Annotated in this window: 27 protein-coding genes; all 27 read left to right on the top strand. The window is 37.4% G+C overall.

The window, feature by feature from the left end; genetic code table 11:
• Positions 1 to 70 precede the first annotated feature (70 nt).
• Positions 71 to 892 (top strand): class C sortase, encoded by an 822-nt coding sequence (locus tag DW269_RS00780; RefSeq protein ID WP_117458128.1) that lies wholly within the window; start codon positions 71 to 73, stop codon positions 890 to 892.
• Positions 893 to 1,272: 380 nt separating this feature from the next.
• Positions 1,273 to 1,581 (top strand): 30S ribosomal protein S10, encoded by a 309-nt coding sequence (gene rpsJ / locus DW269_RS00785; RefSeq protein ID WP_006505622.1) that lies wholly within the window; start codon positions 1,273 to 1,275, stop codon positions 1,579 to 1,581.
• 21 nt (positions 1,582 to 1,602) lie between these two features.
• Positions 1,603 to 2,286 carry a 50S ribosomal protein L3 gene (gene rplC / locus DW269_RS00790; RefSeq protein ID WP_117458129.1) on the top strand — a complete coding sequence of 228 codons (684 nt, stop codon included), beginning with the start codon at positions 1,603 to 1,605 and terminating at the stop codon, positions 2,284 to 2,286.
• 23 nt (positions 2,287 to 2,309) lie between these two features.
• Complete coding sequence (gene rplD, locus DW269_RS00795; protein WP_117458130.1) at positions 2,310 to 2,933, top strand: 50S ribosomal protein L4; 624 nt, start codon at positions 2,310 to 2,312, stop codon at positions 2,931 to 2,933.
• Positions 2,933 to 3,226, top strand: coding sequence for a 50S ribosomal protein L23 (gene rplW / locus DW269_RS00800; RefSeq protein ID WP_006505625.1), 294 nt, complete (start codon positions 2,933 to 2,935; stop codon positions 3,224 to 3,226). The genes rplD and rplW overlap by 1 nt, the downstream gene beginning before the upstream one ends.
• A 57-nt stretch (positions 3,227 to 3,283) precedes the next feature.
• A complete protein-coding gene (rplB, locus tag DW269_RS00805; RefSeq protein WP_117458131.1) occupies positions 3,284 to 4,117 on the top strand; it encodes a 50S ribosomal protein L2 in 834 nt (277 codons plus the stop codon).
• An 18-nt stretch (positions 4,118 to 4,135) separates the two neighbouring features.
• A complete protein-coding gene (rpsS, locus tag DW269_RS00810; RefSeq protein WP_006505627.1) occupies positions 4,136 to 4,408 on the top strand; it encodes a 30S ribosomal protein S19 in 273 nt (90 codons plus the stop codon).
• 19 nt (positions 4,409 to 4,427) lie between these two features.
• The gene (gene rplV / locus DW269_RS00815; RefSeq protein WP_006505628.1) at positions 4,428 to 4,760 is read left to right on the top strand and encodes a 50S ribosomal protein L22; all 333 of its coding nucleotides are present in this window, start codon (positions 4,428 to 4,430) and stop codon (positions 4,758 to 4,760) included.
• Positions 4,761 to 4,771: 11 nt separating this feature from the next.
• Entirely contained in the window at positions 4,772 to 5,425 is a 654-nt protein-coding gene (rpsC, locus tag DW269_RS00820) for a 30S ribosomal protein S3 (protein ID WP_117458132.1), read from the top strand.
• A 2-nt stretch (positions 5,426 to 5,427) separates the two neighbouring features.
• Positions 5,428 to 5,838 (top strand): 50S ribosomal protein L16, encoded by a 411-nt coding sequence (gene rplP, locus DW269_RS00825; RefSeq protein ID WP_117458133.1) that lies wholly within the window; start codon positions 5,428 to 5,430, stop codon positions 5,836 to 5,838.
• A 3-nt stretch (positions 5,839 to 5,841) separates the two neighbouring features.
• Entirely contained in the window at positions 5,842 to 6,036 is a 195-nt protein-coding gene (rpmC, locus tag DW269_RS00830; RefSeq protein ID WP_006505631.1) for a 50S ribosomal protein L29, read from the top strand.
• 7 nt (positions 6,037 to 6,043) lie between these two features.
• Positions 6,044 to 6,307, top strand: coding sequence for a 30S ribosomal protein S17 (gene rpsQ, locus DW269_RS00835; protein WP_187012199.1), 264 nt, complete (start codon positions 6,044 to 6,046; stop codon positions 6,305 to 6,307).
• 25 nt (positions 6,308 to 6,332) lie between these two features.
• On the top strand, positions 6,333 to 6,701 hold the full coding sequence (gene rplN / locus DW269_RS00840) for a 50S ribosomal protein L14 (RefSeq protein ID WP_006505633.1): 369 nt from the start codon (positions 6,333 to 6,335) through the stop codon (positions 6,699 to 6,701).
• A 14-nt stretch (positions 6,702 to 6,715) separates the two neighbouring features.
• Positions 6,716 to 7,030, top strand: coding sequence for a 50S ribosomal protein L24 (gene rplX / locus DW269_RS00845; RefSeq protein ID WP_117458134.1), 315 nt, complete (start codon positions 6,716 to 6,718; stop codon positions 7,028 to 7,030).
• Positions 7,031 to 7,048: 18 nt separating this feature from the next.
• Positions 7,049 to 7,588 carry a 50S ribosomal protein L5 gene (gene rplE / locus DW269_RS00850; RefSeq protein WP_006505635.1) on the top strand — a complete coding sequence of 180 codons (540 nt, stop codon included), beginning with the start codon at positions 7,049 to 7,051 and terminating at the stop codon, positions 7,586 to 7,588.
• Between the two features lie 16 nt (positions 7,589 to 7,604).
• Positions 7,605 to 7,790 carry a type Z 30S ribosomal protein S14 gene (locus DW269_RS00855; protein WP_003536834.1) on the top strand — a complete coding sequence of 62 codons (186 nt, stop codon included), beginning with the start codon at positions 7,605 to 7,607 and terminating at the stop codon, positions 7,788 to 7,790.
• Positions 7,791 to 7,823: 33 nt separating this feature from the next.
• Positions 7,824 to 8,219: a 30S ribosomal protein S8 gene (gene rpsH, locus DW269_RS00860; RefSeq protein ID WP_006505636.1), complete on the top strand. Its 396-nt coding sequence runs from the start codon at positions 7,824 to 7,826 to the stop codon at positions 8,217 to 8,219.
• A 24-nt stretch (positions 8,220 to 8,243) separates the two neighbouring features.
• Positions 8,244 to 8,789, top strand: coding sequence for a 50S ribosomal protein L6 (rplF, locus tag DW269_RS00865; RefSeq protein ID WP_117458135.1), 546 nt, complete (start codon positions 8,244 to 8,246; stop codon positions 8,787 to 8,789).
• Positions 8,790 to 8,816: 27 nt separating this feature from the next.
• Complete coding sequence (gene rplR, locus DW269_RS00870; RefSeq protein ID WP_022425047.1) at positions 8,817 to 9,173, top strand: 50S ribosomal protein L18; 357 nt, start codon at positions 8,817 to 8,819, stop codon at positions 9,171 to 9,173.
• Between the two features lie 15 nt (positions 9,174 to 9,188).
• Positions 9,189 to 9,764 carry a 30S ribosomal protein S5 gene (rpsE, locus tag DW269_RS00875; RefSeq protein ID WP_117458136.1) on the top strand — a complete coding sequence of 192 codons (576 nt, stop codon included), beginning with the start codon at positions 9,189 to 9,191 and terminating at the stop codon, positions 9,762 to 9,764.
• Between the two features lie 13 nt (positions 9,765 to 9,777).
• The gene (gene rpmD, locus DW269_RS00880) at positions 9,778 to 9,966 is read left to right on the top strand and encodes a 50S ribosomal protein L30 (RefSeq protein ID WP_022425045.1); all 189 of its coding nucleotides are present in this window, start codon (positions 9,778 to 9,780) and stop codon (positions 9,964 to 9,966) included.
• Between the two features lie 12 nt (positions 9,967 to 9,978).
• Entirely contained in the window at positions 9,979 to 10,419 is a 441-nt protein-coding gene (gene rplO, locus DW269_RS00885; protein WP_006505641.1) for a 50S ribosomal protein L15, read from the top strand.
• A 1-nt stretch (position 10,420) separates the two neighbouring features.
• Positions 10,421 to 11,719, top strand: coding sequence for a preprotein translocase subunit SecY (gene secY, locus DW269_RS00890; protein WP_117458137.1), 1,299 nt, complete (start codon positions 10,421 to 10,423; stop codon positions 11,717 to 11,719).
• Positions 11,720 to 11,741: 22 nt separating this feature from the next.
• Complete coding sequence (locus tag DW269_RS00895) at positions 11,742 to 12,395, top strand: adenylate kinase (RefSeq protein WP_022425043.1); 654 nt, start codon at positions 11,742 to 11,744, stop codon at positions 12,393 to 12,395.
• Positions 12,395 to 13,177 (top strand): type I methionyl aminopeptidase, encoded by a 783-nt coding sequence (gene map, locus DW269_RS00900; protein WP_022425042.1) that lies wholly within the window; start codon positions 12,395 to 12,397, stop codon positions 13,175 to 13,177. Before DW269_RS00895 ends, map begins: the two co-directional genes overlap by 1 nt.
• On the top strand, positions 13,158 to 13,382 hold the full coding sequence (gene infA, locus DW269_RS00905) for a translation initiation factor IF-1 (protein WP_006505645.1): 225 nt from the start codon (positions 13,158 to 13,160) through the stop codon (positions 13,380 to 13,382). The genes map and infA overlap by 20 nt, the downstream gene beginning before the upstream one ends.
• Positions 13,383 to 13,408: 26 nt before the next feature.
• Complete coding sequence (gene rpmJ, locus DW269_RS00910) at positions 13,409 to 13,522, top strand: 50S ribosomal protein L36 (RefSeq protein WP_006505646.1); 114 nt, start codon at positions 13,409 to 13,411, stop codon at positions 13,520 to 13,522.
• Positions 13,523 to 13,539 lie beyond the last annotated feature (17 nt).

A 13,539-nucleotide genomic window follows, 5' to 3' on the forward strand; every position in this document is an offset into this window, starting at 1 on the left:
TTCGTGAGAACTTACATTATCTCGATGTGAGTATATTTAATCACATTTTGAGTGGCAGAGGATTGTAAAGATGAGAAAACATATATCTACAATTATCGCAGTACTCATTTTTATTACAGGACTCTCCTTATTACTTTACCCAACAGTAAGTGAGTGTTGGAATTCATTATATCAATCAAAAGTAGTCGCAAACTATTCTGATAAAATGAAGAAGATGACACAAAAACAAAAACAGGCAGCAATAGATGCGGCTGTTGCTTACAATAAGACCTTGGTATTAAATGATGCACGTTTTACTCCTACAGAGGAACAATTAGCTACATACAATAGCTTATTGGATGCGGATGGTTTAGGAATGATGGGTTATATTGTTATTCCAAAGATTAGCTGTAAGCTCTCTATTCATCATACAGTGAATGAATCTGTCCTACAGGTAGGTGTAGGGCATCTAGAAGGGTCTAGCTTACCTGTTGGAGGTAAATCAACACATTGTGTCTTATCAAGCCATAGAGGTCTTCCAAGTGCCAAACTCTTTACAGAACTAGATGAACTAGTAAAAGGGGATATCTTCTATCTTCATGTCTATGATCGTGTATTAACATATAAAGTAGACCATATCGCAACTATAGAACCGGATGACTATAGTTTATTTGAAATAGAAGAAGGAAAAGATTTATGTACATTATTTACATGTACACCCTATGGAATCAATACACAGCGTTTAGTTGTACGAGGACATCGTATTTCTGATGCACTTGATGGTGCTAAGCTCAATGGTGATGCAATTAAGATCAATGAATATATTGTCGCAATCTGTATTGTGGTTATTATCTTATGTACAGGATATACTGTTGGTAAGGCTATAAAGAAAATTAAAAGGCATAAAGTATAGAACACACCTTCATAGGTGTGTTTTCTTATACCCTGAGCACTATATTATTGTATACAATCTTATTTGATATAGATTCAGATATGTAAAAAAATGACCTTTTAAAAAGAAAATAAACTATTTTTATATTGTTTTCTGAATGTTTGCGCTTACATTCATTATTCAAAAAGCATTGAATAAACCAATGAAAAATTTATTAAAAAAACCTAAAAAAAGTGTAAAAAGGGGTTGATTTCTCTGTTTTATTACGGTATTATATGACCGTTGTGAAACGCGAAGATGTGCGAGGTTGCTGAAACGCTGACAGCCGTTGTCATGAACGGAAGAGTGCTCAGGGAATTCGCATTGAGCGTTGTCTAACGAATAGACAAGGAGGAATAATCATGGCAAACAACAAAATCAGAATCAGACTTAAGTCTTTTGATCACAAGATCCTAGACGCATCTGCAGAAAAGATCGTAGCTGCAGCTAAGAAGTCTGGTGCTCAGGTAGTTGGTCCTGTACCATTACCTACAGAAAAGGAAATTTATACGATCTTAAGAGCAGTTCACAAGTATAAGGATTCTCGTGAACAGTTCGAAATCAGAACTCACAAACGTTTAATCGACGTAGTGAACCCTACACCAGAAACAGTTGATGTTTTAACTAGATTAGAAGTACCAAGTGGTGTAGATATTGAAATTAAGTTATAAGAAAGGTAAAAGGTGTAACTCATGAAAGGAATCTTAGGTCGTAAGATCGGAATGACTCAAGTTTTCACAACTGATGGTAAGTTAATCCCAGTTACAGTTATCGAAGCAACTCCAAACGTAGTTCTTCAGAAGAAGACTGTTGAAACTGATGGATACAACGCAATCCAGGTTGGTTTCGAAGACAAGAGAGAAAAGCTTGCAAACAAGCCAGAAAAAGGTGTGGTTGCTAAAGCAAACACAGCTCCTAAGCGCTTCATTAAAGAATTTCGTTTTGACGAAATGATGAGTTATGAAGTTGGACAGACAGTATCTGTTGATAGCTTTGTAGCTGGTGAAGTAGTTGACGTAACAGGTACAAGTAAAGGTAAAGGCTATCAGGGTGTTATCAAGAGACACGGACAGCACATCGGTCCAAAGGGACATGGTTCTGGAGCTCACAGAATCGTAGGTTCTATGGGTCCAATCGCTCCAAACAGAATTGCTCCTGGTAAGAATCTTCCAGGTCAGATGGGTGGAAACACAAGAACAGTTCAGAATCTTGAAATTGTTGCAGTTGATGCAGAAAAGAACGTATTACTAGTTAGCGGATCAGTACCTGGTCCTAAGAAAGGCTTAGTAGTCGTTAAGTCTGGTATCAAGGCAAACGGAAAAACAAACGAAGCTGCTGAATTAGTAAATTATGCTAGTGAAGCAGTTGCAGAATAATGAAGTGGAAGGAGGAAAAACTAATGTTGAATATTGCATTATTTAATCAGAATGGTGAAAAATTAAACGATTTAGAACTTAACGAAAACGTATTCGGAATCGAACCAAATAACCAGGCAATCTTTGATGTAGTCTTACTACAGAGAGCTTCATTAAGACAGGGTACTCACAAGGTGAAGAATCGTCACGAAGTTTCAGGCGGTGGAAAGAAACCTTGGAGACAGAAGGGTACAGGACGTGCTAGACAGGGTTCTATCCGTGCACCACAGTGGCGCGGTGGAGGAATTGTCTTTGGTCCTACTCCAAGAAGCTATGACTTCAAGATTAACAAGAAAGTTAAGAATCTTGCATTAAGATCTGTATTATCACAGAAAGTAATCGATCAGGAATTAGTTGCTTTAGATAATCTTGCTTTTGATACAATCAAGACTAAGAATGTTGTTAATTTCTTAGGTAACTTCGAAAACCCAAGAAAGACATTAATCGTTGTTGATACATTAGAAGAAAACTTAGTATTATCTGCTAGAAACGTTCCTGGTGTTAAAGTTATCGAAGCTAGAAACGTAAACGTTTATGACGTTATGGATTGCACAAAGCTTATGATGACTGAAAAAGCTATCAAGGCAGTTGAGGAGGTACTAAAATAATGGCTCACATTACTGACGTACTAAGAAAACCTGTTTTAACTGAAAAGACTATGAAGTTAATGCAGGAAGAAAACAAATATACTTTCGATGTTGCTTTATCATCAAACAAGACTGAAATCAAACAGGCTGTAGAAGCTATGTTCAATGTTAAGGTTACTAGCGTAAACACAATCAACGTTAGAGCTAAGACTAAGAGAGTTGGTCGTTATGTTGGTAAGACTGCTAGAAGAAAGAAAGCAATCGTAACTTTAGCAGAAGGTAACAGCATCAATTTATTCGGTGAAGAAGAATAATTAATATAAACTATTGAAATGCACTCCATTTCAGATATTTAAATAGGAGGATTAAACATGCCAATTAAAGCATATAAGCCTACAAGTAACGGTCGTAGAAACATGACTGCTTTGACTAAAGAAGAAATCACTACTTCTACTCCAGAGAAGTCATTACTTGCTCCTTATAAGAAAAAAGGTGGCCGTAACAATATGGGTCAGATCACTACTAGACATCATGGTGGTGGACATAAGAGAAAATACAGAGTTATTGATTTTAAGCGTAATAAGGATGGAGTACCTGGTAAGGTTGCTACTATCGAATATGATCCAAACAGATCTGCAAACATCGCTTTAATCAATTACGCTGATGGTGAAAAGAGATATATCCTAGCTCCTAAGGGACTAGAAGTAGGAACTGTAGTTGTTTCTGGTGAAACTACTGACGTTAAAGTTGGTAACTGTATGGAAATGGGTAACATGCCTGAAGGTACAACTATCCACAATATTGAAATGCATCCTGGTAAGGGCGGACAGTTAGCTCGTTCTGCTGGTGTTTCAGCTCAGATCCTTGGTTCTGAAGAAAAATATGTAATTGTTAGACTTCAGTCTGGTGAAGTAAGAAAATTCTTAAAGAAGTGCCGTGCTACAGTTGGTGCTGTAGGTAACGAAGACCATGGTCTTGTTAATTACGGTAAAGCTGGACGTATGAGATGGAAAGGTGTTAGACCTACTGTTCGTGGTTCTGTAATGAACCCTAATGACCATCCACATGGTGGTGGTGAAGGTAAAACTTCAATCGGTCGTAAAGCTCCACTTACTCCTTGGGGTAAGAAAGCTCTTGGTGTTAAGACTAGAAACAGCAAGAAACATTCTAACAGATTGATCGTACGTCGTCGTAATGCTAAATAAGAAGGAGGATAAGTAATCATGGCAAGAAGTTTAAAAAAGGGACCTTTCGTCGATGAACATTTGATGAAAAAGGTTGAAGCATTAAATGCTGCTGGTAAAAAAGAAGTTATCAAAACTTGGTCAAGACGTTCTACTATTTTCCCTCAGTTTATTGAGCATACTTTCGCAGTATACAATGGTAAAGAACATATTCCAGTTTATGTAACAGAAGATATGGTTGGTCATAAGTTAGGAGAATTTGCTCCAACTAGAACATTCAAAGGCCACACAGCCAATGATAAGGCTGCTTAATAAATAGGAGGATTTGAACATGGAAGCAAGAGCAACAGCAAAAACTATTCGTGTATCACCTCAGAAAGCTAGATTAGTCGTTGACTTAGTCCGTGGTAAGTCAGTTAAGGAAGCACTCGGAATTCTTGAATTCACAAACAAGAGTGCTACTCCTGCTATTATCAAGGTTGTTAACTCTGCTAAGGCTAACGCTGTTAATAATGAAGGTGCAGACGAAGATAAGTTATATATTAAGAAGATTTATGTTGACGAAGGTCCAACATTAAAGAGATTCCGCGCAAGAGCTAAAGGTTCTGGAACTCAAATTTTAAAGAGAACATGCCACATCACTTGTGTGGTTGAAGAAAGATAGGAGGACGAACAATGGGTCAGAAAGTAAGTCCAGTTGGATTCCGTGTTGGTGTTAACCGTGATTGGAGTTCAAGATGGTATGCTGATAAGAAAGACTTTGCTAATTACTTATTAGAAGACGTTAAGATCCGTGAATTCTTAATGGCTAAGTTAAAGAGAGCATACGTAGCAAAGATCGATATTGAAAGATCAAAGAAACGCGTCAATATCTTTGTTCACACATCAAGACCTGGTGTAGTGATTGGTAAAGACGGAGAAGCCATTGATGCTTTAAGAAAAGAATTAATGGGTCTTATCAGTGATAAGAAAGTATTTATCAACGTAGTAGAAATTAAGAATGCTGATACTAACGCTCAGTTAGTAGCTGATAGAATCGCAGAACAGCTTGAAAACCGTGCTTCATTCAGAACAGTTCAGAAGAGAGCTATTCAGAATGCAATGAGAAACGGTGCTAAAGGTATTAAGACTTCAGTTTCAGGTCGTTTAGGCGGTGCTGATATCGCTAGAAGTGAAGGATATTCTGAAGGTGTAGTTCCACTACATACAATCAGAGCTGACATTGATTATGCCACTGCAGAAGCTGCTACTACTTATGGTAAGCTAGGAGTTAAAGTCTGGATTTGTAAGGGAGAAATTCTTCCTGCAAAGAAGAAAGGGGATAAATAATCATGTTGATGCCTAAGAGAACAAAATATAGAAGACCTCATAGAGTTAAATATGAAGGTAAGGCTAAGGGCGGTAAGACAGTTGCTTTCGGTGACTACGGTTTAGTAGCTCTTGATGGTGCTTGGATCACTTCAAGACAGATTGAAGCAGCCCGTATCGCAATCAACCGTCATATGAACCGTGGTGGTAAGGTTTGGATTAGAATCTTCCCACACTTAGCAAAGACTAAGAAGCCTTTGGAAGTACGTATGGGTTCAGGTAAAGGTGCTCCAGAACAGTGGGTAGCTGTAGTTAAGAAAGGCCGCGTAATGTTCGAAGTTGGTCAGATTGATGAAGCAACTGCTCGTGAAGCATTAAGACTTGCTTCTCATAAGTTACCTGTCAGATGCAAGATTATTGGAAGAGGTGAGTAACTCATGAAAGTACAAGATATTAGAAGTATTGAAACAAAAGATCTACTTGTGAAAGTAGAAGAATTCAAAAAAGAGTTATTTAGTTTAAGATTTCAGCAGGCAACTGGTCAGCTTGAAAATACTGCTCGTATCAAAGAAGTAAGAAAATCAATCGCAAAGATCAAAACAGTTATTAGAGAAAGAGAACTTGAAAAGTAGGAGAGAGATTATGGAAAGAAATAACAGAAAAGTCTATACTGGCACAGTCATCTCTACTAAGATGGACAAAACTATAACTGTACTTGTTGAAACACATGTAAAGCATAAATTATACGGAAAGCGTATGAATTCATCAAAGAAATTCCATGCACATGATGAAAATAATGAAGCACGTGTTGGAGATACAGTAAAGATTATGGCAACAAGACCATTATCTGCAACAAAGCGTTTCCGTTTAGTAGAAATCGTAAAGAAAGCAGAAATTATCTAATACAGTCTGAAAGGAGGTCACTACTATGATCCAGAACGAAAGTAGATTAAAAGTTGCTGACAATACAGGCGCTAAAGAAGTTTTAGTTATCAGAAACCTTGGTGGTTCAAATAGAAAGACAAGTAGCATCGGTGATATCGTTGTTGCTACTGTAAAGCAAGCGGCTCCAGGCGGAACTGTAAAGAAGGGTGAAGTCGTTAAAGCTGTTATCGTTAGAACAAGATACGGTGTACAGCGTGAAAACGGTTCAGTAATCCGTTTCGATGATAACGCATGCGTAATCATTAAAGATGACAATACACCTAAGGGTACACGTATCTTTGGCCCAGTCGCTAGAGAGTTAAGAGATGCTGATTTCATGAAAATCGTATCATTAGCTCCTGAAGTATTATAGGAGGAACGAAAGATATGAAATTACGTGTAGGTGATACAGTACAGGTCATTGCAGGCAGCGAAAAAGGCAAGACTGGCGAAATTCTTGCAATTAAAGGTAATAGAGTTGTCGTTGAAGGTGTTAAGAAGGTAACAAAGCATGTTAAACCTTCTCAGGCAGATCCTGAAGGCGGAATCATTACTGTAGAAGCTCCAATCGATGCTTCTAATGTTGCTTACTATGATACAAAAGCTAAGGAAATCGTTAAACTTGGCTACAAAATTGAAGATGGTAAAAAAGTACGTGTTAATAAGAAAACAGGTGCTGTAATCGAAAATAAGAAGAAATAAGGGGAAGGAGGATAATACATGAACCGTTTACAGGAACGTTATACAAACGAAATCACAAAGAACTTAATGAAGAAGTTCGGTTATGAATCTACAATGCAGATTCCTAAAATGGAAAAGATCGTTATTAATATCGGTGTTGGTGATGCAGTCAACAATTCTAAATTCTTAGAAGAAGCTGTAGAAGAATTGACATTAATCTCAGGTCAGAAGCCAATCGTTACTACTGCTAAGAAATCAATCGCTGGTTTCAAGGTACGTGAAGGTCAGGCTATCGGATGTAAAGTCACTTTACGTGGTGAAAGAATGTATGAATTCTTAGATAAGTTAGTAAGTATTTCACTTCCTCGTGTAAGAGACTTCAGAGGAGTACCTAAGAATTCATTTGATGGAAGAGGTAACTACACTTTAGGTGTTAAAGAACAGTTAATCTTCCCTGAAATTGATTTCGATAAGGTTGCAAAGTTAAGAGGTATGGATATCGTATTTGTTACTACAGCAAAGACTGACGAAGAAGGTCGCGCTTTATTAACAGAACTTGGCATGCCTTTTGCTAAATAATTAGGAGGACAGAATTATGGCAAAAACATCAATGAAAGTTAAACAGCAACGTCCTCAGAAATACAAAGTTCGTGAATATACTAGATGCGAACGTTGTGGACGCCCACATTCAGTTATTAGAAAATTCAAGTTATGCCGTATTTGCTTCAGAGAATTAGCTTATAAAGGTGAAATTCCTGGTGTTAAGAAGGCAAGCTGGTAATTTATAAGTCACATACGGAAGGAGGACATATAAATGGTTACAACAGATCCAATTGCAGATATGTTAACTAGAATTCGTAATGCGAATCAGCAGAAACATGAAACTGTTTCTATCCCTTACTCAAACCTAAAGAATGATTTAGCAAACATCTTAAAGAATGAAGGTTTTGTTACTGACTTCGTAGTAAATGAAGAAGGAAATCATAAGAATATTGTTATTACATTAAAATATAAAGGTAACGAAAGAGTTATCACTGGTTTAAAGAGAGTTTCTAAACCAGGTTTACGTCAGTATGCTAAAGTAAACGAAATTCCTAAAGTATTAAATGGTTTAGGTATCGTAGTATTATCTACTTCTCAAGGACTTATGACTGATAAAGAAGCAAGAGCTAAGAATATCGGTGGAGAAGTATTAGCTTATATCTGGTAATAAAATTATTTAGGAGGTCAAACAATGTCTCGTATTGGTAAAAAGATTATTATCGTACCTGAAGGTGTAAACGTAGACGTTGCTGCTGATAACACTGTCACTGTTACAGGTCCTAAGGGAACTCTTACTAGACAGTTCTCTAACTTAATTACTATTGAAGTTAATGGTAATGAAATTGAATGTAAGAGACACAGTGAAGAAAAATCAAACAAGCAGTTACATGGTACAACTAGAGCTTTACTTGCAAACATGATCGAAGGCGTTAAAGATGGTTTCTCTAAGAAACTTGAAATCGTTGGTATCGGTTATAGAGCTCAGATGCAGGGTAATAAATTAGTAATGAATATTGGTTATTCACACCCAGTAGAAGTTGAAATCGAAGAAGGTGTGAAAGTTGAATGTCCATCAGCTACTGAAATCACAGTATCTGGTATCTCTAAAGAAAGAGTTGGACATGTCGCTTCAGTAATCAGAGCTTGGAAGAAGCCTGAACCTTATAAGGGTAAAGGTATTAAATATTCTGATGAACATATCATCAGAAAAGAAGGTAAAACTGCTGGTAAGAAGTAGTTATAAACTAAGGAGGAAAATCGAATCATGGCAAAGAATGAATCACGTAACGTTATCCGTTTAAGACGTCATGCTAGAGTTCGTAATAAGATTTCTGGAACTCCAGAAAGACCACGTCTTAATGTGTTCCGTTCAAACTCTCATATTCATGCACAGATCATCGATGACACTAAGGGTGTAACTCTTGTATCAGCATCTTCTGTAGACATGAAGTTAGAAAATGGTTCAAACATTGAAGCAGCTGCTGCTGTTGGTGCAGAAATCGCTAAGAGAGCACTTGCTAAAAATATTGATGTAGTAGTATTCGACCGTGGTGGATATATCTATCATGGTAGAGTAAAGGCACTTGCAGAAGCTGCAAGAGAAGCTGGATTAAAATTCTAAGAGGGAGGTCAAATAATGGAAGAACGTAAACCTAGAGAAAATTCTAGAGAAAACTCTAGAAGAGGCAATAACCCTAGAAGAAATAGAAAAAACAACAGAAGACAGAGAGCTCCTAAGGAATTCGAAACTAGAGTTGTTACTATCAACCGTGTTACTAAAGTTGTTAAGGGTGGACGTAAAATGCGTTTCGCTGCTTTAGTAGTAATTGGTGATAGAAAGGGTCGTGTTGGTTTCGGTACAGGTAAAGCTAACGAAGTACCTGATGCAATTAGAAAAGCTGAAGAAGCTGCTAAGAGAAACCTTATCACTGTTCCATCAATTAATGGTACAATCCCTCATGAAATTACAGGTAACTTCAAATCTGGTTCAGTATTCTTAAGACCAGCTGCAAAAGGTACTGGTATCATCGCTGGTGGACCTGTCCGTGCAGTAGTTGAATTAGCAGGTTACTCTGATATCTTATCTAAGTCACTTGGATCAAGAACTCCAATTAACATGGTAAGAGCAACAATCGAAGGTTTAGCATCATTAAAGACTGCTGAACAGGTAGCAGAATTAAGAGACATCACAGTCGAAAAGATTTATGGATAGGAGGAGCGTAAAAATGGCAGAAAATAAAAAAGTTGTGATTACGCTTGTAAAAAGCCCTATTGGTGGTAAAGAAAACCAGAAGGCTACTCTTAAAGCGTTAGGATTAAACAAAATGCATGCTTCTGTTGAAAAGTATGAAACAGAAACAATCAAAGGCATGATCAACGCAGTAAGACACCTAGTAAAAGTTGAAGACAAGTAGGAGGTGTAAACAATGAAATTACATGAACTCAAATACAATGACGGCGCACGTCGTAACAGAAATCGTGTAGGTCGTGGTACAAGCTCTGGTAATGGTAAGACATCTGGTAGAGGTCAGAAAGGTCAGGGCGCTAGATCTGGTGGAGGTAAGAAACCAGGATTTGAAGGTGGACAGACTCCATTATTCATGCGCTTACCAAAGCGTGGCTTCACTAATCATAATGCTAAGGAATATGCAATCATCAACGTTGAAGACTTAAATAAGTTCGAAAATGGTGCTGTTGTAGATTTAGAAGCAGTTATGGAAGCTAAGCTAGTTAAGAAAGCATTAGACGGTTTAAAAGTCTTAGGCAGAGGCGAATTAAATGTTGCTTTAACAGTAAAGGCTAGCAAATTCTCAAAATCAGCTGTAAAGGCAATTGAAGCTGCAGGTGGAAAAACTGAGGTGATCTAAGATGCTAAACTTTTTTAAAGAAGTATTTAAAAAAGGTGAATTGCGTCGTAAGGTCGTCTTTACACTAGGTATACTATTCGTATTCCGTTTAGGAGCAGGCATTGTGATTCCTTATATTGATACAAGTGCAATCACAAGCGCCGCTACCTCTTCAGGAATCTTCGGAATTATGAATATGCTTGGTGGAGGAACATTGGAGAAATTCTCATTATTTTCTTTGGGGGTTTCTCCTTATATTACATCTTCTATTATTATTGAGTTATTATCTATGGATGTTATCCCAGCTTTAGCTCAGTGGAATAAAGAAGGTAATACAGGTAAAAAGAAAAAGGATAAAGTAACTCGTGTGTTAACGCTTGCATTAGCAATAATTCAAGGTGGGTCATTGACATATGCATTCGATAAGGGTTATAGTATTCTAGCGAGTAGTTCTATTTGGACATATGTTTATGTAGTTATAGTTATGGCTGCAGGTTCTATGTTCACAATGTGGTTAGGTGATCAGATTACTATTAAAGGTGTAGGTAATGGTACTTCACTATTGATCTTCACTGGTATCGTCGCTAACCTTCCAAATAGTTTTATCTCGTCTTTTAAATCAATGGTTACATTCGGAAGTGCTTATAAGACTGCAACAAGCTTAGCTTGGTACATCTTATTTGTTATCGTATATTTAGCCATTGTCGTGTTTGTTGTATTTGAAGAAGGAGCAATAAGAAAAATTCCTATTATCTATGCAACAAATACACAGACAGTCATGCATACTAAAGAATCTACTAATCTTCCAATTAAGATTAATAGTTCTTCAGTTATTCCAGTTATCTTTGCTGCATCAGTTTTAGCAGCACCAAGAACAATCATCAGTTTCATGAAGTCTACTTCTACAACTCAGATGATTGACAATATCTTGAATTATCAGAAACCTATAGGATTCGTTCTCTATATTGTTATGATTATTCTATTCACATTCTTCTATTCTAATTTACAGATCGACGCTAAGAAGATCAGTGAAGATTTAAAGAAGAGTGGTGGCGCAATTCCTGGTGTTCGTACTGGTGATGATACAAAGAAATATATTGGAACTGTCTTAAATCGTGTAACTGTGGTAGGATCTTTATTCCTAGCAATCATTGCATCTATTCCAATCATCGCTCCAGAAATCTGGAAGATGACATCAAATAATGCATTGTCTCTAGGGGGTACAGGATTGATTATCGTAACTGGTGTTGCGTTAGAAACTGTAAGAGCAATAAAAAGTATGTTGACAAGAAGAGAATATCATGGTTATATAAGAAAGTAGCAATTAGAAGGAGGAATAGAATTTGAATATTATTCTTATGGGCCCTCCTGGGGCAGGCAAAGGGACTCAGGCTAAAAAATTAGTGGAGGAGTACGGCTTGTACCAGATCTCAACTGGTGACCTTTTTAGAAAAGCTTTAAAGGAAAAAACAAAGTTCGGGGTAATTGCTAGTTATTTTATTCAATTTGGGCATCTTGTTCCAGATGAATACACAGTTGAAATGGTAAGGGAATTCTTAAAGGAAAATATTGATTCTTTTAAGAACGGTTTTATTCTTGATGGTTTCCCAAGAACTATCATTCAGGCTAGAGAACTAGAAAGTATCGCGAAAGAATTTGGCTTTGATATTGATGCTGTCATCAATATTGATGTGCCATCTGAAAAGTTAATCAAGAGACTTTCAGGTCGTAGAACTTGTAAGGATTGTGGAACCACTTATCATGTCGTTTTCAATCCACCAAAAACTGAAGGCGTATGCGACAAGTGTGGTGGAGAACTCTATCAGCGTCCTGATGAGAGCGAAGAAGCTGTACAGGTTAGACTTGATACTTATGAAAAGCAGACTAGACCACTTATTGACTATTATACAATGAAGGGCGAATTAACTAACGTTAATGGCGACCAGTCTATGGATGCTGTTTATGCAGATATCAAGAAAAATCTGGAGGCCAAATAATGATTACAATCAAGGATGAACGTGAAATTGACCTAATGAGACATGCTGGTCATGTTGTAGGTTTAGTTCATCAGGAACTCGCTAAATGGCTTAAACCGGGTTTAACAACAGAACAGGTATCTGATTTCTGTGAAAAGATTATAAGAAAGAATGGTTGTACACCATCTTTCTTAAATCTTTATAATTTTCCTGGTGCTGTTTGCACGTCTGTAAATGATGTTGTTGTTCATGGCATTCCCAATGGTTATGTACTTAAAGATGGAGATATTATCTCTGTAGATGTAGGTGCATGCTGGAAAGGATATCATGGGGACTCTGCGTGGACATTTGCGATTGGCAATGTATCTCCGCAGGCAAAACATCTTATGGAAGTATGTGAACAGTCGCTTTATGCTGGTTTAGAACAAGTTAAACCAGGTAACAGAGTTTCTGATATTTCACATGCTGTTCAGACTTACCTTGAAAGTCATGGCTGCTCAACGCCTAGAGACTATACAGGACATGGCATTGGCACAGAGGTTCATGAAGATCCTAGCATTCCTAACTGGGGTGAACCAGGCAGAGGACCAAAATTAAGAAAAGGTATGTGTATTGCAGTTGAACCTATGGCGCACTTAGGCAAAGCCGAGGTTAAAGTAATGGATGATAACTGGACAGTTAAGACTGCAGACCATTCATTAGCTGCACATTATGAACATACTGTAGCTATCACTGAAGATGGCTATGAAATCATGACAAAGGTACATAAGGAGTTGATCGATTTTGGCAAAGAAGAAAGATGACGTAATTGAAGTCCAGGCAACGGTCGTAGAAACATTACCAAACGCAATGTTTAAAGTCCAGCTGGATAATGGAGTAGTTATTTTAGCTCACGTTTCTGGTAAAATCCGTATGAATTACATTCGCATTTTACCAGGGGACAAAGTAACAGTAGAAATTTCTCCATATGATTTAACACGTGGGCGAATCACATTTAGACACAAATAGATCTTCCCAAAGGAGGCAGACACAAGATGAAAGTAAGACCATCTGTAAAACCAATCTGCGACAAGTGCAGAGTAATCAAGCGTAAGGGTAGAGTAATGGTAATCTGTGAAAACCCAAAGCATAAACAGAGACAAGGTTAATTATTTTTAGGAGGAAC

It is taken from the genome of Catenibacterium sp. AM22-6LB (assembly GCF_003435615.1).
Taxonomy (GTDB): Bacteria; Bacillota_I; Bacilli_A; order Erysipelotrichales; family Coprobacillaceae; genus Catenibacterium; species Catenibacterium mitsuoka_A.